17 protein-coding genes and 2 pseudogenes are annotated in these 19,999 nt (G+C 59.2%); 5 read left to right on the top strand and 14 right to left on the bottom strand.

Translation table 11 applies throughout. The features are described 5' to 3' along the window. The 4 genes from H7847_RS05735 to H7847_RS05720 are packed head-to-tail and all read right to left on the bottom strand — an operon-like array spanning window position 1 to window position 4,352. Window positions 1-882, bottom strand: a complete 882-nt coding sequence (locus tag H7847_RS05735; protein WP_227268426.1) for an ABC transporter permease — start codon at window positions 880-882, stop codon at window positions 1-3. Beyond that, window positions 879-1,808: an ABC transporter permease gene (locus tag H7847_RS05730; protein WP_227268425.1), complete on the bottom strand. Its 930-nt coding sequence runs from the start codon at window positions 1,806-1,808 to the stop codon at window positions 879-881. Before H7847_RS05730 ends, H7847_RS05735 begins: the two co-directional genes overlap by 4 nt. A 32-nt stretch (window positions 1,809-1,840) precedes the next feature. Then, on the bottom strand, window positions 1,841-3,421 hold the full coding sequence (locus tag H7847_RS05725) for an ABC transporter substrate-binding protein (RefSeq protein ID WP_227268424.1): 1,581 nt from the start codon (window positions 3,419-3,421) through the stop codon (window positions 1,841-1,843). Window positions 3,422-3,455: 34 nt separating this feature from the next. Then, complete coding sequence (locus tag H7847_RS05720) at window positions 3,456-4,352, bottom strand: MurR/RpiR family transcriptional regulator (protein ID WP_227268423.1); 897 nt, start codon at window positions 4,350-4,352, stop codon at window positions 3,456-3,458. 149 nt (window positions 4,353-4,501) lie between these two features. Between H7847_RS05720 and H7847_RS05715 the strand changes: the two are divergent. The 5 genes and pseudogenes from H7847_RS05715 to H7847_RS05695 all read left to right on the top strand — a co-directional run bounded on the left by H7847_RS05715 (window position 4,502) and on the right by H7847_RS05695 (window position 10,012). Beyond that, window positions 4,502-5,623, top strand: a pseudogene (locus H7847_RS05715) (NAD(P)/FAD-dependent oxidoreductase). A 419-nt stretch (window positions 5,624-6,042) separates the two neighbouring features. Then, window positions 6,043-6,972 (top strand): AraC family transcriptional regulator, encoded by a 930-nt coding sequence (locus tag H7847_RS05710; protein WP_227268422.1) that lies wholly within the window; start codon window positions 6,043-6,045, stop codon window positions 6,970-6,972. 51 nt (window positions 6,973-7,023) lie between these two features. Then, window positions 7,024-8,049 (top strand): NAD(P)H-dependent flavin oxidoreductase, encoded by a 1,026-nt coding sequence (locus H7847_RS05705; protein WP_227268421.1) that lies wholly within the window; start codon window positions 7,024-7,026, stop codon window positions 8,047-8,049. Further along, window positions 8,046-9,254 (top strand): amidase family protein, encoded by a 1,209-nt coding sequence (locus tag H7847_RS05700; RefSeq protein WP_227268420.1) that lies wholly within the window; start codon window positions 8,046-8,048, stop codon window positions 9,252-9,254. The genes H7847_RS05705 and H7847_RS05700 overlap by 4 nt, the downstream gene beginning before the upstream one ends. Then, window positions 9,251-10,012, top strand: coding sequence for an MOSC domain-containing protein (locus H7847_RS05695; RefSeq protein ID WP_227268419.1), 762 nt, complete (start codon window positions 9,251-9,253; stop codon window positions 10,010-10,012). Before H7847_RS05700 ends, H7847_RS05695 begins: the two co-directional genes overlap by 4 nt. A 212-nt stretch (window positions 10,013-10,224) precedes the next feature. On the opposite strand, the gene H7847_RS05690 is transcribed toward H7847_RS05695, so the two are convergent. From H7847_RS05690 to H7847_RS05645, 10 genes and pseudogenes are all read right to left on the bottom strand, one after another. Further along, a complete protein-coding gene (locus H7847_RS05690) occupies window positions 10,225-10,869 on the bottom strand; it encodes a substrate-binding domain-containing protein (RefSeq protein ID WP_227268418.1) in 645 nt (214 codons plus the stop codon). 99 nt (window positions 10,870-10,968) lie between these two features. After that, window positions 10,969-13,362, bottom strand: coding sequence for a phosphoenolpyruvate synthase (ppsA, locus tag H7847_RS05685; protein ID WP_227268417.1), 2,394 nt, complete (start codon window positions 13,360-13,362; stop codon window positions 10,969-10,971). A 290-nt stretch (window positions 13,363-13,652) separates the two neighbouring features. Continuing rightward, a pseudogene (locus tag H7847_RS05680) lies at window positions 13,653-14,780 on the bottom strand (IS3 family transposase). 55 nt (window positions 14,781-14,835) lie between these two features. After that, window positions 14,836-15,333 (bottom strand): P-loop NTPase family protein, encoded by a 498-nt coding sequence (locus H7847_RS05675; protein ID WP_227268416.1) that lies wholly within the window; start codon window positions 15,331-15,333, stop codon window positions 14,836-14,838. Window positions 15,334-15,588: 255 nt separating this feature from the next. Further along, a complete protein-coding gene (locus H7847_RS05670) occupies window positions 15,589-16,092 on the bottom strand; it encodes a DUF3299 domain-containing protein (protein ID WP_227268415.1) in 504 nt (167 codons plus the stop codon). Beyond that, the gene (locus H7847_RS05665; protein ID WP_227268414.1) at window positions 16,086-16,610 is read right to left on the bottom strand and encodes a DUF3299 domain-containing protein; all 525 of its coding nucleotides are present in this window, start codon (window positions 16,608-16,610) and stop codon (window positions 16,086-16,088) included. The genes H7847_RS05670 and H7847_RS05665 overlap by 7 nt, the downstream gene beginning before the upstream one ends. Further along, window positions 16,607-17,857 (bottom strand): ABC transporter permease, encoded by a 1,251-nt coding sequence (locus H7847_RS05660; RefSeq protein WP_227268413.1) that lies wholly within the window; start codon window positions 17,855-17,857, stop codon window positions 16,607-16,609. The genes H7847_RS05665 and H7847_RS05660 overlap by 4 nt, the downstream gene beginning before the upstream one ends. After that, window positions 17,854-18,555 (bottom strand): ABC transporter ATP-binding protein, encoded by a 702-nt coding sequence (locus tag H7847_RS05655; RefSeq protein ID WP_227268412.1) that lies wholly within the window; start codon window positions 18,553-18,555, stop codon window positions 17,854-17,856. Before H7847_RS05655 ends, H7847_RS05660 begins: the two co-directional genes overlap by 4 nt. A 17-nt stretch (window positions 18,556-18,572) precedes the next feature. Continuing rightward, on the bottom strand, window positions 18,573-19,163 hold the full coding sequence (gene zrgA / locus H7847_RS05650; protein ID WP_227268411.1) for a zinc uptake protein ZrgA: 591 nt from the start codon (window positions 19,161-19,163) through the stop codon (window positions 18,573-18,575). Window positions 19,164-19,195: 32 nt separating this feature from the next. Beyond that, window positions 19,196-19,582: a Fur family transcriptional regulator gene (locus tag H7847_RS05645; protein ID WP_227268410.1), complete on the bottom strand. Its 387-nt coding sequence runs from the start codon at window positions 19,580-19,582 to the stop codon at window positions 19,196-19,198. Between the last annotated feature and the right edge of the window lie 417 nt (window positions 19,583-19,999).

The raw sequence follows: 19,999 nt of genomic DNA, 5'->3' as shown, positions 1-19,999 counted from the left end.
TCACGCTCCTCTGAGCCGGTCGCGGATATCGAGCGCGCGGATCAGTTCGTCCCCGAACAGGTTCACCGCGATGACGGTGACGGCGACGGCTAAACCGGGAAAGATGATGACCCAGGGGCTCAGAAACAGCTGCGCGGTCCCCGATGACATCATCGCCCCCCAGCTTGGCGTGGGTGGCTGCGCACCGAGGCCGAAAAAACCAAGCGTCGCCTCAAGCACGATCCCGTCGCCAATCGCCAGCATGCCGACCACGATCACCGGCGCTATCGCGTTGGGCATCAGGTGTTTCAGCAGAATATGCGAGGGCTTGGCGCCAAGGTTGATCGTGGCTTCGATGAAGGTCTCGCGTTTCAGACGCACGATCTGGGCGCGGGTCAAGCGGGTGAATTGCGCCAGGTACGCAATGGCGATGGCGAAGGTGGTTGAGGTCAGACCCGGCCCGATGATGGCCACGAAAATGAGCGCGATCAGGATGTCGGGGAAGGACCATGTCAGGTCCACGATGGTCATGACGGCTCGCTCGAAAAATCCGCCGAAATAGCCCGCCGCCGCCCCGAGCGTCATGCCTGCGGCCATAGAAATGGCGATGGCCGTGGCGCTGACCGAAAGCGACGTGCGCGCGCCATGGATCACGCGGGACAGCACGTCCCGCCCGAACTCGTCCGTGCCAAGTAGATGCGGCCAGCCAGGGGCGGCATTGGCGTTCATCAGGTTCTGCGCGGCATAGTCAAAGGGCGCGATCCAGGGCGCGAAGATGGCGACCAGGACCAGCAGGATCAGGAAACCACCGGCCACCATCCCGACACCCGAGGCGAAGGCACGTCCGATGCTCATCCGCGCAAACGCGTCGAGCGAACGGCTGGCCATTGCGGAAACTCTCACGATTTCTTCTCTCGAATACGGGGGTCCATGGCGGCTTGAGCCACATCGCCGATTAAGGTGCCGAGCATGACGGCCAGTGCCAGCATCAGCAGGCAGGCTTGCACGACCGGATAGTCGCGCTGGCCCAAGGCGCGGATCAGAAGCGAGCCGAGGCCGGGACGACCGAAGACAAACTCCACCGTGACCGCGCCGCCGAGGATCCAGCCGATGCGGAGCGCCAGGATCGTCACCACCGGCAGCAGGGCATGGGGCATCAGATGGCGGAACAGAATCGTGCCCGAGGACAGGCCTTTGGCATGGAGCAGCGTCACGAAATCCTCGCGTTGGGCATCCAGCAGCGCAACCCGCGTGACCCGCGCCACAAGGGCCACACCGCCAAAGCCGATGGTCAAGACCGGCAGGACCAACGCCTGCCAGCCGCCCGCGCCAGACACTGGAAACCAGCCCAGATTGACCGAGAAGAACAGGATCAGCAGAAGCGCCAGCCAGAAGCCCGGCACGGTTGAACCAAGCAAAATGAAGCCCCGCATCAAACGGTCCAGCACCGGTTGGCGCACGATGGCCGAAATCGTGCCGAGCGCCATGCCAACCGTCGACGAGAAGAGAAAGGCCAGCCCGCCGAGCGTCAGGCTGTAGGGCAGGTTCTGCGCCACCAGATCGGCGACGGGGCGGCGCAGAACGATGGCGTCCCCGAACTCGCCCCGGAACATGTTGCCGATCCAGACGAAGTACTGAACGAACAGGCTGCGGTCTAGGCCGTAGCGCGCCACCAGTTCGGCCCGGTCCTCGGCCGAGGATCCCACGCGCAGCAGATTGTCGATCGGATCGCCCGGCAGCAAGTAGACGATCATGAAGATCACCACCGAGATCGAGAAGGACACCGGGATCAGCATCAGCAAACGCTGAAACGTGTATCTGAGGATCATCCCGGTGCCTCCTTTCTTCGGAGTTCAGAGACTTATTCGACGATCTGGATGTCCATGAACGACTGCTGCCGGAACCGCGAGCCGCGCACCGGATCGGGCACCGATATCCGGGTGCTGTTAAAGGCAATGTTCTGGGTCGGCTGATAGATCGGCACGAAGAGGTGCTGGCTGAGCACATATTCATGATATGCGGTGAAATTCGCAATCCGCTCGGCCGCCGTGGCGCTCTCGGTCATGGCCACATCGTTGAGACGCTGACCTTCCGCGTCCTCCCACATCGACACGTTGGGATAGCCGAGGCGATTGCCGCTGAAGAACCAGTCGAGAATGTCGGAGTTGTTCCAGTCATAGGCCCGCACCGCAAGCTGGTGGGCATTGCGGCGGTATTCGTCGCGGATGGTGGAACTGTCGAAGACGGTGATGGTTGCCTCCATCCCGATCTCGGCCAGTTGCGCCTGCACGACTTGGGTCAGCCTGGTAAATTCGGTGCTGTTGGCGGTGAAGAGGTCGACCGACAACCGCTCCCCATCCTTCACGCGCACACCGTCGTCCCCCATCATCCAACCCGCTTCGTCGAGAAGTTCGCCCGCGCGGGCGGGGTCGTACATGATGTTGAGGCTCGGGTTGACATCGGCCTCGGGCAGGGAGGAAATCAGGAAGTTCCGCGCCGGAGCACCGACACCGCCATAAACCGCGGCCACGATGGAATCCTGATCGATCGCCATACTGGTGGCCTGCCGTACTCGAATGTCGTCAAAGGGCGGCGCGGTCACGTTGATCGGCATGTAGCTGATCCCGGTGCCAGGCATCTGGATGACCTGGATATTCGCCTCGGCTTCGAGGATTTGCAGGAAATCCGTCGGCACACCCAGAAGCAGGTCGATGCCGCCGGTGCGCAGCTCCAGAAACGCAGTCGACTGATCGGGGATCTCGCGGAAGGTGAAGGTTTCGATATGGCCGGGGCCGGTGTTTTCCGACAGGTCGGAGCCCCAAATGTAATCCTCGTTGCGTACAAGGACGGTTTCCAACCCGATTTCGAAGCTCTGCAACTCATACGGGCCGGTACCGACAGCCGCCGTCACCCCGAAATCCTCGCCCAACGCGGCATAGGCCGTGGGTGAGGGCACGCCCATAAAGGCGCTTGCAAGATTGTAAAGCAGATTCGGCTCAGGCCGGTCCATGTTGAAACGCACCGTCAGATCGTCGATCACGTCGACCGAGCCGATGGCCTCCACCAGATACTCGTTTTCCGTGCCTGCATAGCTCGCGATCCAGGTCTGGACGGCTTCGGCGTTGAACGGCGTGTCGTCATGGAACGTGACGCCGTCGAGCAGGGTAAAGGTCCAGGCCATGCCATCAGGCGTTTCCTCCCATGCGGTGGCGAGGTGGGGATGGTAGGATTGGTCGGCATCCTGTTCCACCAACCGGTCATAGATCAGCGATGTGGCAGTGTTCAGGTTGCTTGCGGCGACCGGATTATAGGCGGTCGCGCCGAGTTCGCTTGCGGAAAACGCGATCGTCACGTCCTGCGCCATGGCATTGGAGGACAACAGAAGACCGGCTGCTACGATAGCCGATCCTGTCAGAAGCTGGGTCTTGGTCGAATATCGCATGGCAGATTTCCCTGTTATATGTGTTTTGGCAGATTTACGTGGTGCGGCGGCCCTCCGCACGCAGATGGGGTGCATCGCCGACATGGCCGGTGAAGCGTCCGTAGAGTTGGGCGAATTTGCTCATCCGGGCCTCGACCTCGGGGCCAAGTTCCAGAAACACGCCGTTGACCAGCAGATTGGCGAGGCTCGCCATCTGCGCGGTCGATTCCCAGAACAGGTTGACCGCTGTGGGCACGACGAACATCTCGTCCGATACGGCATGACCCCAGTCGCAATAGGGGTCGGTGATGAGTGTGACGGGGATGCCGGCGGCCTTCGCGTCTTCAGCGAGCATCCGGGCGTGGCGTGAATAGCGGCGCGCCTCGAAGATCACGAGCGCGGCGTCATCGCCATCCATCGCCAAAAGCTCGGCGAAATTGCCGCTTGCGAGATCCATCAGGTGCACGCCGTCACGAATGTACTGCAGTTGATTGACGAAGATCTGCGCCATGCCGCGCTCGGTCTGGAAGCCCGCGGCGAAAACCTGTCTTGCCGTGGCCAAACGCGTCACGGCGCCCTGCCATTCTGGCCTGTGGGCGGCCTCGTAGACGGCTACGAGCGCTGCCATTTCCAGCTCAAGCCCGCGTGTCAGCTGATCCTCTCCGGCCCTGGTGCGTTCCTGCAGATCGCGCAAACGGTCACCAATCAACCACGGCTGATCACCCATGTCGTTCTTGAGATTTCTCTTAAGGTCCTTGAATCCTTCATAGCCGATTGACCGGCAAAAGCGGCCCACGGTCGGTTCGCTGACCTCGACCTTGGAGGCCAGACTGGCAGCCGTCTCAAAGGGCAGGCCCCCCATATCCGACAGCATGTAATTCGCAAGCGCGCGATCCGCTTTTGAAGCGGTTTGCAGCGCCTCGGTCAGGCGATCGCGCAAGGGCTTGGACATGAAAGGTTTCCTGTCAGTTGATGCAAGTAAGAAAGAAAACTTTTATCAAGTCAATAAAATTCATTTTTCTTGCAATTTAGCATGGATGAGCACCTTGTAGCGTTCCGGCCTATCGAGAAGTCGGCGTCGCAAAAGAGGGCTCGACCGGCATGATCCATGATTTTCTCGTGATCGGCGGTGGCATTTCCGGCGCGTCGGTGGCTTATGAGCTCGCCGATGCGGGCTCGGTTCTCGTTCTGGAGGCCGAGACCTCGCTTGGCTACCACAGCACAGGCCGGTCCGCCGCGCTCTTCACGCGGAATTACGGCGGCGCTGTCGTACGTCAGATCAACGCCGCCAGCGCGCCCTTCTTCGCATCGCCGCCGGACGGTTTCTGCGATACGCCCCTTCTGACGCCGCGCGGCGCGCTGACCGTGGCTGACGCGAACAGCTTGGATCAACTGCCGACCCTTCTGGCCCTGTCGGAACCCAATGAGGATGTGATCGAGATTACCGCAGAAGAGGCCCTGGATTTGGCGCCCTATCTGAAACCGTAGCGGATCGTCGGCGCGGTGTACGAAGCGAACGTCACCGATATCGATGTTGCGGGCCTACATCAGGGCTATCTCAAGGGCATCCGGCGGCGTAGCGGCACCATCGCGACCGGTGAAGCGGTGTTCAGCCTTTTGCATCAGAAGAGGGTCTGGGAGGTCAAAACCAAACATCAGATCTACCGGGCGAAAACAATCGTCAATGCTGCAGGGGCTTGGGCAGACGAGATCGGGACCCTCGCCGGGGCGCAACGGATCGGGCTTGTGCCCATGCGCTGCACGGGCATCATTATTGATGCACCCGGCGGGCTTGACCTCGCGGCCAGCCCCGCCGTCGATTTCGCAACGTCGGGGGCCTACATCAAACCCGATGCGGGCAAGCTCATGGCCTCGCCCGGCGACGCGACGCCGACCACCCCTCAGGACGTGCGACCCGAGGAACTCGATATCGCCCACCTCGCCCACTGGATCGAAACCGAAACGCTGATCCCGGTGCGTCGGATTTCGCATTCCTGGGCCGGTTTGCGCAGTTTCGTGGCCGACGAGGCCCCGGTTGTGGGTTTCGACCGCCACATTCCGGACTTCCTCTGGCTAGCCGCCCAGAGAGGCTACGGCATCATGATGGCGCCGGCGCTCGCCAAGCTTGCTGCCGACCTTTTGCTCAAGCGTGCGATCGACCAAGCCGGCTTCGATGTCGACGCGATTTCGCCCGCTCGACATGGTATTTCGAAGCCCCTGTGAGCCGTACGCACTGATGCGTAGAGTGGGCGCTCAACGCACTCGAAGAGTTGGCCAAACATTCTGCAAGTTGCCCTCCGAAGCCAAAAAGCGAATTCGATCCTAGCGTGGTGTCACGATAACTTTGCCATTGCCGCAACCATGCGACCGCGTCGCCAGTTGCGCCCAGTTGGTCATGACAATTCTCGTTTATCATTACCCGGAGCGATGCGATCGACTGTAGGGCAGGGCGGTAACGGTAATTTACAGTTATCGTTACTCCGAGGCTCCAGGATGCTGGGATCTGGTGTTGAGGAATCTGCAGTTAGCTTGGACGCTAGATGGTCTTTCAAGCTTTCGGATAATGCGACCCGTGCGCAATTTCCATCAACCTTTCTTAGGGGCGACTCGCCAAACCAACTGGTCAGTACTAGGGTTGCATCATGGGTTGTTGGGTTGTTCATCCAGGTTCGCAACGTGATGCGTTGTACCGTTGGCAAGAAGGGTTGGCGCGGGCCTTTGTGCGGCTAGACGCAGAGGCCGTTGGTGTCTCAGGAGTATTTGGTGGATGCGTTGATCAAGTCCGAGCCGGAGATTTGCAGGTCAGCCGCGTGGCCGCCGATGCGCACAGAGTGATCCGCAGGAAAGAGCATGCGGCCCGCGCCCGGCAAGATATGGTGTTCGCCAATCTGCAGGTTGCCGGGCGCGGGGCGGTTTCGATCGGTCGGGGGCAATGGTCAGTATCGCCGATGGATCTTTGTCTTGTTCCAACATCGGATCCCTATCAAATCCACCACACTGCCCCTTTCGAGCTGATCTCGATTGCGATACCCTCGCGGGTACTTCCCAAGGATTTGTCTCTCGGACCCATCGCACTTTCGAATAGCGCCGTGGGACGGGAGATAGCAGCCGTTCTTGTGGGGCTCGCGCGTTTGGCGCGCGCCTTGCCCGAGAATGGCGACTCGTTGATGATGCAGATCCTGAGCACCCTTCAACTTGCAGCCTCGGTTGAAGAAGAACAAATGCCCAACGATCCTTCGGTCCTGCGTGCAGCAGTCGAGGCGCATATTGCTCGACGGCACAACGATCCGAACCTATCTGCCAGTCCACTCGCCGCGGCCTTCGGTGTTAGTGAACGTCGCCTTCATGCACTATTTCACGGCACGGGGCAGAGTGTGGGTATGCGTATCGAAGCTGCAAGGATGGTGACAGCACGTCGCCTGCTCGAGACGGGCGGGCTTCCGATTTCGCAGGTTGCCGCGCGCGCAGGGTTTCGCGATACAGCGTATTTTACTCGTGTCTTCAAACGTGCGCACGGCCAAAGCCCGCGTGAATGGCGCGGCGCACGATTGTCCAAAACTTCGGCGCAATAGTCCAAACCGCCTGTGCCATCCTGTCGCAACATCAGCGATACGGAGGATATCATGGTAGGAATTGGTACTCGACTGACCGAAAGGTATGGCGTTCGCTATCCCTTCACGCAAGCTGGAATGGCATTTGCCGGTGAAAAGCCTGAACTCGCCCTAGCCGTGGGGCGCGGCGGCGGCATCGGGGCGATCGGCGTAGGCTTTTTGCCGCCCGATGAGTTGCGTGAACACATCGCCCGGCTGCGCGACGCGGGCACGCCCTATAATATCAACTTCATCACGTGCTTCGGAAACGAGGATCAAGTGCGCGCCACCGCGAGTGAGCACGTCCCCGTGGCCTCATTTCATTGGGGCTTGCCGCCTGAGGACCAGATCAAGCGGCTGAAGGATTCTGGGGCCGATATCTGGGTTCAGGTCGGCACAGTAGAAGACGGCGAAAAGGCCGTCGAGCTGGGTGCTGATGTCATAGTTGCGCAAGGGTGGGAAGCTGGTGGCCACAATTACGGTGGAATGGGATCCATGGCACTGATCCCTGCCATGGTGGATGCGCTGGGCGATCGAGCGATGGTGCTGGGATCAGGTGGGATAGCGGATGGACGTGGCGTAGCGGCGGCGCTGGCGCTAGGGGCAGATGGTGTGTGGGTCGGCACGCGGCTTGTCGCAGCCGAAGAGGCCTGGGTTCACCCTGAGCACCACCGCCGCCTTGTGGCCGCGAAGGGCGCGGACACCACGCGGTCGGGCGTGTTCGGACCCGAGATGCCGGATTTCAACCCTATGCGTCTGATGCGGGTACGCCCGGTTGATCAATTCGAGGGCCGATTGGAGGATGTCCCAATGGAACGCTCCGCTGAGCCAGTGATTGGGCAGACGACCTTTCTGGGTCAACCGCATGAAAAGCGGCGCTTCGACGTGATCTTACCGACGCCTGAGACCACGGGCGATTTCGAGGAGATGGCCTGGCTGATGGGGCAGGGTGTAGGCCTGGTGCGCGATATCCTCCCGGCCGCGGAAATTGTCGAAGAGATGATGACCGACGCTGCCCGTATTCTGGGACGGGTCGAGGCGCCGGTGGCTGCCGAATGACAGCCCTTATTCGCCAGGTGTATATCGAGGGGGCTATCGCGGGTCCCCTCGCAGGTGAAACACTGGCGATGAAGGCCAATATCGCGGTTTTGGGCCAGCCATGGGACGGAGCTTCCCCCGCGCTAGACCGGGTGATTGCTGAGGATACCGCGCCGACGGTCGCACGTGCGTTGGATGCAGGTGCTACCGTCATCGGACAGGCGAATATGCACGAACTGGCGTTTGGCATCACGTCGGACAATGCGGCTTACGGTGCTGTTGAAAGTCCTTTTGGCGGTATAGCGGGTGGCTCGTCCGGCGGTACCGCCGCGGCCATCGCCCGCGGTCTGGCCGGCATTGGCCTTGGCACCGATACGGGCGGATCCGGGCGGCTGCCGGCAGCATTCTGTGGTGTGGTCGGATTGCGACCGAGCACGGGCCGATATCCAGCGGGCGGTGTGCTCAACCTTTCGCCATCGCTCGATACAGTAAGCGCGATGGCCAGCGATGTTGCCTCCGTAGCGAAGCTCGACGCCGTGCTTGCTGGTGAGGTTCTGTGCCTTGAGCCAGCGGGGCTTGAGGGATTGCGCTTAGGGCGCATCAAGGATCCCTTTTGGACTGATCTTGACACCCGTGTGCGTTATGTTGCAGACCGTATGCTCGACCATCTCGCAGACGGCGGTGCCATTGTCGAAGACCGGGTCGCGCCTGGATTGACTGACGCGGTCAAGGCGGTGGCGTTTCCTGTTGTAATTGCAGAGGTACGACGCTGGTGGCAGCCGTTTTTGGCAAAGTGCTTGGAAATGGAGTTTGCCGACTTGTCAGAACGCATTGCCAGCCCGGATGTGGCTGATGTCTTCCGCGCTGTTGCGACCGACGAGAGGGACGATGCCACGCTTGCAGAGTTGCAGGGCGCCGGCATGGAGCGGGTCCGGAGAGTACTTTCTCAATCGATGGAGGGGTTGGACGGATTGATCTATCCGACTGTCCCGATTGCTGCGCCGCCTTTGGGTACGACTGAAGTAGACATCGACGGGGTCGTGCACCCGCTATTCCCGTTGCTTACTGAGCGCGCGCCGGTGGCATGCTTGGCTGGTGCCCCAGCCATTTCGTTACCGATTGAAGGCTTCGATGCTCGCCCTCTTGGAATTGAGCTGTTGGGTCACCCCGGCCGGGATCTCGACTTGTTGGGATGTGCCGCCGTTGTCGAAAGGGCGCTGAGATGATCGGGCGGATCATGTCTTTGGCACGTTTTCCGGTGAAGGGTATGACAGCCGAGCGGCTGAATGCCGTGGAATTAGTCCAGGGTCAGGGTATCGCGGGCGACCGTCGGTGGGGCTTTGCTCGGCCCGGCAGCGGGTTCGATCCCGCCGACCCGAAGCCCTTGCCAAAAGATCGGTTCGTCGTATTGCTGCGGGAGGCCGGGCTCGCCCGCCTCCAGACGCAGCTGGAAGGCGAGGTGCTGTCGATCCGCGATGGCGATGTGGAGGAGTGCTTTTCTTTGGTGGACGCGCCCGATCGCGCTGCGGCAGCGGATTTCGTGCGCGAGCGGCTCGATTTGGCCGAGACGCCGACGCTTGTGAGGTCCGATCCGCATCGCTTCACGGATGTGTCTGTTGTCTCGCCAGACCTGATGAATTCGGTCTCAATTCTGTCTCGCGACAGTGTCGCGGCCTTCGCCGCCGACATTGGTGAACCGGTCGATACGCGCCGTTTCCGCATGAACATTGAGGTTGAGGGCTGGAAGCCTTGGGCGGAGCTCGCCGCTGTCGGTCGTGACTTGACCTTGGGTACCGCGCGACTGCGAGTTCTATTGCGTACAAGACGCTGTGCCGCGACTGAGGTGAACCCGGACACCGCCAAGAGAGACCTGAATGTTCCAAGATTGCTTCGACAAAACGAAGGGCACCTGGATATGGGAATCTACGCTGAAGTCGTTGAAGGCGGGACGATTAAGCTCGGAGACGTCGGGCGTTTGCTGTAGTCATCTCAAATGAATACCGTTTGCAAGTCGCCTCTACGTCTTTGAACACGAGGCAGAATGCGCGTCGGTACTTGCAGATTGCATGGCATCTAACAAAATCCTCTTTGCCAGTTGCTCTCAAGCAGCCGAAGGTGAATTCGACAGTACAACAGTAACCACCACTCAGCCGGTAACGATAATTGGACCCCATATGGAGCTGTACTTGCGACGGCTTAGAGTGATGCACTTTCGCGAAAGATCAGTTTTGAACTCAGTTTTGAGCTTCCGGTCTCGTCGAAAAAGGCCTCAACCGTCCTCTTCCCGACTTCGAAGGATGGAATGGAAACCGTGCTGAGGGATGGGACGCAATGAGCGCCGATTTCGTAATTTCCAATTCCGCAAATCTCGAGATCTTGGGGAACGGAAACACCCATGCGTTGTGCCTCGAAGAGTGCCCCGACGGCAATGACGTCGCCCGCAAACAGGACGGATTTCACGCGGTCGTCACCCATCACCTGGCGCATCAGCTCTGCGCCGGCAGCAAAGGCCGGTCTGACGGCTTCGACTGTATAGACGATAGGATCCTGTGCGACATCAGACACGGCCGTTCGGTAACCATCTTCCCGATGGCGTTCGATCGCGTAGCCGAGCCTCCGGGCAGCAAAGGCCACTGCGCCCGACTGTTTGGCAAGAAGTGCTTCGGCAGCCATGTGCGCCGCGTCGAAATTGGACACCCCGATGGAGATATCGACCGGGTTATCGGTAAAGGCCCAAGCCTCGACAAAGCGCGACGGGTTCCGGGCAATCAAGAAAGGCCCCTTCGCCAACAACGCGCCTGGCGTCTTGAACGACATCGCATCTGTTGAAAGCTTGTTCAAAAATGCCGCGTAAACCACGCCAAAAGTGCAATCCCCGTACCCAAAATCATCAACGCAACAAAGCCGCTTGCCGCTGTGGAGGCGCTTGTCCCCGCGATGTCAGGTCGAAGTATTCTGATCTTCTTCGGCTTTGGCGACGTTGCGCAGCACCTTGATGAAACTGTCCGGTGTGACAGAGATGCTGTCGATGCCATAGCTCACCAGTCGCTGCGCGAAGGAGGGGTCGTTGCTGGGTGCCTGACCGCAAAAGCCGACCTTTGAACCGGCTGCATGTGCCTCACGAATGACGGTTTCGATCATCCACAGAACCGCCGGGTCATCCTCGCGAAACAGTGCTGCAAGCTCTTCTGAATCGCGGTCGATCCCCAAGGTCAGCTGCGTCAGGTCATTCGACCCTATTGAAAAACCGTCAAAGCGTTCTGCGAACTCCCCCGCGCGCACCACGTTGGAGGGAATTTCACACATTACATAGATCTCCAGCCCATCGCCACCGCGCTTCAGCCCGTGCTTTGCCATCACACCAAGCACGCGGTCTGCCTCTTGGGGTGTTCGGCAGAAGGGGATCATGACGATCACATTGTCAAAGCCGATTTCTCCCCGCAGGCGTGCAATGGCCTGACACTCAAGGGCAAACCCGTCCCTGTAATTGTCAGAGTAATAGCGCGACGCACCGCGAAACCCGATCATCGGGTTTTCCTCATGTGGCTCGAAATCCCGCCCCCCCAGAAGATCGGCGTATTCGTTTGTCTTGAAATCGCTCATCCGCACAATGACGGGCCGGGGATAGCAAAAGGCCGCGATGCGGGACAGTCCGCGCGCCAGACGGTCCACGAAATAAGCGGGCTTGTTATCGTAGCCCAGTGTCAGCGCCTCGATCTCTGACCGCACCGCCGGATCGCCGATGGCGTCGAAGTTCACCAGCGCCATCGGGTGCACGCGCACCGCGTTGTTGATGACGAACTCCATCCGCGCCAGACCCACGCCCTTGGTCGGCAAACGCCACCACCGCAATGCAGCCGAAGGGTTGGCCAGATTGAGCATCACATTCGTGCGCGTCTGCGGCAGGTCTGCCAGCGCTTCTTCGGTCACCTTGATCTCCGACACCCCTTCACTCACCACGCCTTCCTCCCCGCCCGCGCAGGAGACGGTCACATCCTGTCCGTCGTGCAGGATATGCGTGGCGTCTCCGCATCCTACGATTGCTGGCAGACCGAGCTCCCGGCTGATGATCGCGGCATGTGACGTCCGGCCGCCATGGTCTGTTACGATGGCCGCCGCGCGTTTCATGATTGGTACCCAGTCGGGATCTGTCGTGGAGGTCACCAATACGGATCCATCGACAAACCGGTCGATGTCCGCGGCGCTCTCGATGACGCTCACACGTCCGGCCACGGCGGCGTCGCCAACGCTGAGGCCAGTCAGAAGTATCTTGCCCGGTGATTGCACGGCATAGGATTTCAGCGACAAATGCGTGCTGCGGGACTGCACTGTCTCCGGTCTGGCCTGCACGATGTAAAGTGTCCCGGTCTTACCATCGCGCGCCCATTCCATATCCATCGGGTGGCCATAATGATCTTCAATGATGCGGGCCTGGCGGGCGAGGGTCAGGATTTCGGCATCACTCAGCACATATTGCTGCCTTTCGGCCTTCGAGGTCGGCACATTGCGCGGCGCACCTGAAGAATTCTGGATCATCTTGATCTCTTTGCCGCCGAGGCGTTTTTCGAGAATGGGGGTCAGATCGGTCTTGTCTAGAAACGGTTTGAAGACCTGATACTCATCCGGATCGACAGCGCCCTGCACGACATTTTCCCCCAGGCCCCAGGCGGCATTGATCAGCACCGCATCGGGGAATCCCGTCTCCGTATCAATAGAGAACATGACGCCCGATCCGCCGGTATCAGCGCGCACCATCAGCTGTACACCTACCGAAAGCGCCACTTGGGTGTGAGAGAAGCCCTGAATCTGCCGATAAGAGATCGCCCGATCCGTAAAGAGAGACGCGTAGCATTTGCGGCAGGCGTTCAGGAGGGCCGCTTCTCCGGTCACGTTGAGAAAGGTTTCCTGCTGGCCCGCAAAACTCGCATCCGGCAAATCCTCGGCAGTGGCGCTTGAGCGCACCGCGACAGGGACATTTTCATCCCCCTGCGTTTGCCCGAGGTTTCTGTAGTGGGTCAGGATCGCGTTGGCGGTTTCCTTGGGCCAATCGCCGCCCAGAATAAGAGTGCGAATGGTCTCACCGGCCTGGTGCAATTCGATCTTTCCGGCAGCCAGCTTGTCGAGTTCGGCAGCGATGACTGCATCCAGATTGTTGGCGGACAGGTAGTGACGAAATGCATCTGCCGTTGTTGCAAAGCCCGGCGGGACAAGTATTCCCTGGCGCCCCAAAGCGCCAATCATCTCGCCCAGAGAGGCGTTCTTGCCGCCGACAAGGTCGACATCATGGCGTGTGACTTTGCTGAAATCGATAACAAGTGCGCCGGAATTTTGCATCATTAATCCTTTTTTTAGGGGCTGAAGACAGAATGCCGTGATCCGCTCTGTATGGATTGATGTAAGTCATTCTGTCGCCGGACCTTTCATAAAAGGGGCTGCAAGTGCGTTTGCGTATTCCGGGGACCTACAACACCCGTCCCAGCTATCATGCAGCACCAGTTGCAGAAAGATGCAGCACAACCGCGTAGCAAAGTCGGGGCGCGCGGAGACCTCTAATATAGCAGCGCGTTGCGCCTTGGACGTAGAGTGGTAATCCCCCCATTTTTGGAGGGGTGCTTCAGTAGAATCTAAGCTGCTTTCAGTTTCTGTATCGGGGTCATCCCGCCGATGCCCATGTTTGGCCTTTCAGTGTTGTAAGTCCAGAGCCAGCGTGTTGTGTGTTCCTGCACTTCCTCGATGCTGTTGAAGTGATAGCGTCCCAGCCATTCGGTGCGGACGGTTCGGTTGTAGCGTTCGACATAGGCATTCTGCTGCGGCTTGCCCGGTTGGATGTAGATCAAACCGATCCCAGCTTTCTCTGCCCAGTTCTGCAGCCTGGCACTGATGTATTCAGGGCCATTATCGACGCGAATGGCCAACGGCTTCCCTCGCCATGCAATGATCTGGTTCAGCGTCCAGACCACGCGTTCAGATGGCAATGAGAAGTCGACCTCGATGGCCAACCCCTCCCGATTGAAGTCGTCCAGAATGTTCAGTGTGCGGAAGGACCGACCGTCGGACAACTGATCGGTGATGAAGTCCATCGACCAGACCTCGTTCGGGACTTCCGGCACCGCCAGAGGTTCAGGCTTCTCACGCTGCAACCGTTTCCGCGGCTTGGTCCTCATATTCAGCTCCAGCTCGCGATAGATGCGGTAGACGCGCTTGTGGTTCCATTTGAACCCCTTCACGTTCCGCAGATGCAGAAAGCACAGGCCAAAGCCTCAGGTCTTCTTGGCATTCGTGAGCGCGACCAGCCAATCGGCGATCAGCTCGTTCTCATCGCTGAGCTTGGGCTGATACCGATAGCACGTCTCACTGATGCTGAAGGCCCTACATGCCAAGGCGATGCTGGCGGATCGGTAGCGCACCGCCCATTCGGCCATCTCGCGCCTTTGAGACGGCCTCACCACTTTTCCTAAGGGCTTCCTTCAGCAAATCGTTCTGCATGCTCTTCTCGGCATCCGTTGTTCGGGGAAAACGCCCCACTGGGGCCTTTTCTGATCCCTCCAACGCTTCAGGCGTTTGTTCTCCTCATCGAGCTCCTTCATCCACGCCATCAGGCTGGCAGCCATGCCGCCATACTTGGATCGCCACTTGTAGAAGCTCGCGCTGCTCATGCCGTGTTCACGACACAGGTCGGCAACAGGCACACCATTCTCCGCCTGCTTCAAGATCGCCATGATCTGCGCGTCGCTGTACTTTGATTTCTTCATCAGAATCTCCTCGTTCATCTTCGAGAAAGTGCTACTTTCAGACACCCCTAAACTTTCACGGGACTACCACCGCAAATGAGTTCTTGACTACGAACCCAGTCTTGACCTCCGCATCCGCCTCATTTGGTGCTATGGCAGTTGCTAGGCGATTGAGGGCGTATTCGACGTCGTGGTCGGTTAGATCGGCAGCGCTGACGCGGTCTAATATTACCTGAAGCGGATCGCCGAGGGGAAGGCAGCGGTCATCTTCCGGGAGGACCGATTGAAGCTTCTGGATGACGTCGGGTTCAACTAAGTCAGCCTGCGAGAATTGCAAAATTGGTTCGGGTACAAGGAGCACGATGCCATTGGCAAGATGACCCGCTCTTGCCGCTGCGTTAAGGATTTCAAGCGCTTCGCGCTCGCCATCGTCAGACCGTTTGTCTCCGGCAAGGATCGCAATATGAGCGGGGAGATTTAGACCTTGGGCTAAGGTCGGCATGGCAACGATGACTTTGGCGCCGTCCGCACGGCGATACAGCCTTTCGGCAAGATCGCGTTCCTGACGGATCATCTGCGCGTTATGCGGGACGGCCGCTTTGGGGGCGTGAAGTGCAGATTTTGCGTAGGTCTGGTTTGGGCGATTACACCCTCATTAAAGAGCGAAAGCGCCACATGGGGGCACAGAAGATCCAGAAAATACGACAGCTGATATCGACGGGCAATTGCTGACAACTGACTTGGGGCTTTGGAAACGGCGTCTGTCTTCAGTGCTATTTTAACCTGAAACGTCGCAAGCCGACCTCAGTCCCAACAACCCGACTTGTGCCTAGAAGGGCTCGATATGATCTGCTGAGAGGGCATAGGCGATATCCGCAAGCTGTGTGGAGGTTGAAGCCGTACCGAACATGCCGATGACGTTTACCGGCTCAAAGAGACCGGTACTTTCATACGGCTTTTCTGTCGTGACGAAGACAAGCTGGTTGGCGGGCGGCGGCGGCACGTGGATGCAAGCCCCTACGAAAGGCACCAGAATAAAGGCGGTGACACCTGTGCCAGAATAATCGATGGGCACGATAAAGCCAGGCAGACGCACGATCTCACCGTTCCAGTCTGTGCGCACGCCTTGGGAGGGCGGTTGCTGGCTGGAAAGGCTGGGGCCATCATGCTGGATAAGGCTTTGGAGATCGGGCGGGATTGCTGGCTGGCCTTCCGGCACCAGATCGGTCCATTCCAGATCAATGTATCCCCTGGCGTTTGCAGCTTTTGCTGTCAGGGCGCAGGCCCCAAGCGCGGCCAAGACGGCCCTTCGGGTCAGGTGCGAGGCTACCATTCGTAAGCCTCAATCTTGTCAGCAGTCAGCGCATAGCCGATATCTGCGATCGTTGTGGATTGTAATTCGTGTTTCATCCTGCCTGTGACCCACACAGGATCCCACAGCTGCGTACCGGGCCAAGGCTTTTCGCTGTCGACAAACACAAGCTGGTTGGCCGGTGGTGGTGGCACGTGGATGCAGGCCCCAACATAGGGCACCATGATAAAGCTGGTCACACCCGCGGTGGACATATCGATGGGCAGCACATAGCCGGGCATCTTGATGTATGCGCCATCCAGGGCGTCATTCAGCTTGGTGGCGTTCTCGTCAAACTCGGGCAGCCAAGTGTCCTGAACAGGGTCCATCTCACCTTCGCCGATGATTTCCGCATAAGGAACACCGGGGGGGATCAGATCATCCCAAGTGACCACCCGTGGCGTGGCCGCAAGGCCGACACCCGGGGCTGCGGCAAAAGCTGCAGTGGTTGCAATCAGATGTCGGCGGGACAGTTTTATCGTCTCATACTTCTTTGTCATATCCGCACCATCATACCATCGGCAAGGGACATACGATAGGCTCTGAATGCGGGGACGAGGCTCACAATTGCGCCAGCGGCAACGACCCCAAGCAGAACCCAGAACTCGCGGAGCGTAGGGGCTTCGATGGGAAGCCAGAGCCCGAACGCGGCATCGACGCGGGGCTGTGCCACGGTGAGGCCCAGATAGAGCAGCGCGATGCCGAGGATCGCCCCGATTGCAGCCATCAAGGCGGCCTCAAGGACCAGTAAGCTGAGCACCGCACGCGGGCGGGCCCCCATCGCGCGAAAGATCGCCATTTCGCGGCGGCGTTCGTTCAGGCTGGAGAAAATCGTGGCCATCATGCCGATGAGGGCAGTGACGACGACCATCCCGGAAACGGCGATGAGGGCCGTTTCAGCGATGCCAACGATTTGCCATAACTCCTGCAGGGCGACACCGGGCAGGATCGCGAGCAGCGGTTCCTGAGGATATTCGTTTATAGCGCGTTGCAGGCCAAAAACCTGAAGACGGCTTTTGACCCCAATCAGGGCGGCGGTAACCGCCTCAGGTTCGAGTTGCATCTGCCGGATGACATCCACAGGCGTGGACTGACCGGGAGTTCTGGCCCCGCCTTGCCAATCGACGTGTATGGCTTCAATCGCCTCAAGGCTGACGATAACGGTGCGGTCCACGGGCGTGCCGGTTTTCTCCAGAATGCCGGATATGCGAAACGGCTGGTCGTCATGGTCGATGAAGGAGGCAAGCCCGTGTGCGACCACGATGGGATCACCTATTTCATAGCCCAGCGTTGCCGCCACATCCGCCCCGATCACGGTGTCAAAAAGCTCCTCCATGATCGCGCCGTCCGCGATGGCGAGCGCTTGGCCCGAGCGATACTTATAGCGCTCGAAAAAGGCGTTGGTGGTGCCCATGACACGGAATTGGCGATGGCTATCGCCCAGCGAGATGGGCACGATCCAGTCAACCTCCGGCCGTGCGGCAATATCCTGATAACTCTCCCACGTCATATTGTTCGTGGCGTTGCCGATGCGGAACACCGAATAGAGCAGAAGTTGAACAGAGCCGGAGCGGGCACCGACGATGAGATCGGTGCCCGAGATCGTATCGGCAAAGCTGGCCTTTGCCCCGGTACGCACCTTTTCAACGCCAAGAAACAGCGCCACGGACAGGGCAATCGCCAGGATGGTCATCCCGACCGTTAAGGCGCGGGCCATCAGGGAGCCAAGAGCCAGACGCAGGATCATGCGGCGGCCCTGTGGGTCTTGGTGATATCCGCCATCTGCACCACGCGGTTAAAATGGGTCGCCAGCCGCGCATCATGACTGACCATCAGAAGCGTGCTGCCGTGCGCCCGTGCTTGCGTGAACAGCAGGTTCAGAAAGGTTGCCTGTGTTGCCGCATCAAGGGCTGATGTCGGTTCATCCGCGATGAGCAGCGGCGGTGCGCCGATCAATGCCCGCGCTGCGGCCACGCGTTGCTGCTGCCCGACGCTCAGCGTGCCTGCCTGGGCCGCTATGGCGTCATCCGGCAGGCCCAGATCCTGGCAAAGCATTCTTGCGGTGTCTTGCGGGGATGGCACGCGGGCCCGGCGCTGGGGCGCAAAGCGCAAAGGAAGCAGGATATTGTCCAGGACACTGGCATAGGGCAGCAAGTTGAATTGCTGGAAAATCAGCCCGATGTGCTCCGCACGGAACCTGTCACGCCTGCCCGCCGACAGCGACGCGATGTCCGTACCGGCCACCGACACAGCACCTGATTGCGGTGCGATCGTGCCGCAGATCAGAGACAGTAGCGTCGACTTGCCGGAGCCGCTTTCGCCCAGCAGCAGAACCGTCTCAGCCGCCTGCAAAGTTAAATCTGGGATATCCAGACCAAAGGACACCCGACCCGACCAGCGATACCGGACATCTTTCAGGTCAAGAATAGGGGTATCTGTGCCCATGTCCTTCCTGCGACTGCTTAAAACATGCCTCGCAAATCGAGGGTTGGCGCGTCACGCTCCACCTCGAATGCCGTGGCCCCTTTGTCAGAGATGACCTGGACCTCAAGTTCCAATGCGTTTGGAAAAGTATCGAAATACGCGAAGGAGATAACAGATGCCGCGGCGGGGTCCGCGCAGTTCACCAGGTACTCCGCGTGAAATTCGGTATGACCTGCCTCATGGGCATGATCCGCGTGATCTTCGTCACCGTGATCCTCATGCGCGTGTGCGTCGCCATGGCTTTCATGCTCCTCCTCACTTTCCAGCGATGCGCTGGCCTGCACGACGCTGCATCCGGCGGCAGAGGGCAATGAAAACAAATCCAGCGGACGGGCAAGCGTCGCGACGGCGGCGTCAACCTTGGCCCTGTCATCAACGCTTTGCGCTTCATATTCAAAGCCGACGATATCGGCACCGGGCGCCCGCAGCTCCATTGCGATTTGAGTGCCATCAAACGCGATATCCAATTGCCCGACACCATGTTCATGGGCGCCAAGCTGACGGGTTTCTTCGGCAGAAACGGGGTTTGCCGCCAGTGCAAAGAGCGCGACGAGGGAGAGGTTTTTCATTTTGGTCGTCCTTCAGGATAAGGGATGAGGGTTCAAGCGATACAGTTCTGGCATCGTCCATGGATTTCGACGATGTGACGTGTGGCGCTGAAAGCGGATTGTGCGGAGATTGTTGTCAGCTGCGGCAGCAGCGGGGTACCGTCATGTTCTTCAACGATCCCGCAGTCTTCACATATGGCAAGGATCGGAACTGCCGCTTCATGGTTGCAGCGGCAAGGAACAAAGGCTTTGATTGATTCCAGCCTGTGAGCACGACCCTGATCCGTAAGCGCTGCCAGCGTGCGATAGACTGTGGGAGCAGCAAGGTCAGGTTCGACCAACTTCATGCGATCCAGAATAGCGTAGGCTGTCATGGGTTTGTTATGTTTTTTCAAGATATCCAGAACATCTGATTGGCGGATTGCGGCCTGCTTGCGCATGAATGGTTCTCCCTGTCCAGACAGTTTGATGTTATTTTATAAAGTAACATTTTTCAATGGTGCGATACCGAATACAGGCAGTTGCAGAGCGTGTCGGTTTAATGCCGCAGCACAAGGTTTGCGAAGATCGCACCTGGGGACCCATCTATCGAAGGGGTCGCGCTATTGATGGATGCTGGCTTGGGTGCGTTCGTATCCGGTCTAAGGCACCGCGCTGCAGGATTTCTGCGGGCGTCCTTACCACGCGTTCACGCCCTATTCATTCGGTTTTCAAGACCTGCGCTTTGGCTAAAGATTGGCATCGGGCGATCACTTGTCTTTATCACCGACGCGGCGGATGCACACAGAGGCTCGCTTCAACACATGACATGTTCAGGAGTGCTGAATGTCCGGGAAAACCTTCGAATTGCAATCACC

This window comes from Roseobacter weihaiensis (assembly GCF_020622345.1).
GTDB classification, from domain to species: domain Bacteria; phylum Pseudomonadota; class Alphaproteobacteria; order Rhodobacterales; family Rhodobacteraceae; genus Roseobacter; species Roseobacter weihaiensis.
Note: the sequence above shows the minus strand (reverse complement) of the source record. Positions and strands in the feature narration are given on the sequence as shown.

What these genes read in the sequence shown, in the direction of transcription:
- H7847_RS05665 (WP_227268414.1), bottom strand. Translation starts at nt 16,610, where the DNA reads ATGACAAAGAAGTATGAGACGATAAAACTGTCCCGCCGACATCTGATT.
- zrgA (WP_227268411.1), bottom strand. Translation starts at nt 19,163, where the DNA reads ATGAAAAACCTCTCCCTCGTCGCGCTCTTTGCACTGGCGGCAAACCCC.
- ppsA (WP_227268417.1), bottom strand. Translation starts at nt 13,362, where the DNA reads ATGCAAAATTCCGGCGCACTTGTTATCGATTTCAGCAAAGTCACACGC.
- H7847_RS05695 (WP_227268419.1), top strand. Translation starts at nt 9,251, where the DNA reads ATGATCGGGCGGATCATGTCTTTGGCACGTTTTCCGGTGAAGGGTATG.
- H7847_RS05705 (WP_227268421.1), top strand. Translation starts at nt 7,024, where the DNA reads ATGGTAGGAATTGGTACTCGACTGACCGAAAGGTATGGCGTTCGCTAT.
- H7847_RS05660 (WP_227268413.1), bottom strand. Translation starts at nt 17,857, where the DNA reads ATGATCCTGCGTCTGGCTCTTGGCTCCCTGATGGCCCGCGCCTTAACG.
- H7847_RS05700 (WP_227268420.1), top strand. Translation starts at nt 8,046, where the DNA reads ATGACAGCCCTTATTCGCCAGGTGTATATCGAGGGGGCTATCGCGGGT.
- H7847_RS05675 (WP_227268416.1), bottom strand. Translation starts at nt 15,333, where the DNA reads ATGATCCGTCAGGAACGCGATCTTGCCGAAAGGCTGTATCGCCGTGCG.
- H7847_RS05645 (WP_227268410.1), bottom strand. Translation starts at nt 19,582, where the DNA reads ATGCGCAAGCAGGCCGCAATCCGCCAATCAGATGTTCTGGATATCTTG.
- H7847_RS05655 (WP_227268412.1), bottom strand. Translation starts at nt 18,555, where the DNA reads ATGGGCACAGATACCCCTATTCTTGACCTGAAAGATGTCCGGTATCGC.
- H7847_RS05725 (WP_227268424.1), bottom strand. Translation starts at nt 3,421, where the DNA reads ATGCGATATTCGACCAAGACCCAGCTTCTGACAGGATCGGCTATCGTA.
- H7847_RS05670 (WP_227268415.1), bottom strand. Translation starts at nt 16,092, where the DNA reads ATGGTAGCCTCGCACCTGACCCGAAGGGCCGTCTTGGCCGCGCTTGGG.
- H7847_RS05710 (WP_227268422.1), top strand. Translation starts at nt 6,043, where the DNA reads ATGGGTTGTTGGGTTGTTCATCCAGGTTCGCAACGTGATGCGTTGTAC.
- H7847_RS05720 (WP_227268423.1), bottom strand. Translation starts at nt 4,352, where the DNA reads ATGTCCAAGCCCTTGCGCGATCGCCTGACCGAGGCGCTGCAAACCGCT.
- H7847_RS05730 (WP_227268425.1), bottom strand. Translation starts at nt 1,808, where the DNA reads ATGATCCTCAGATACACGTTTCAGCGTTTGCTGATGCTGATCCCGGTG.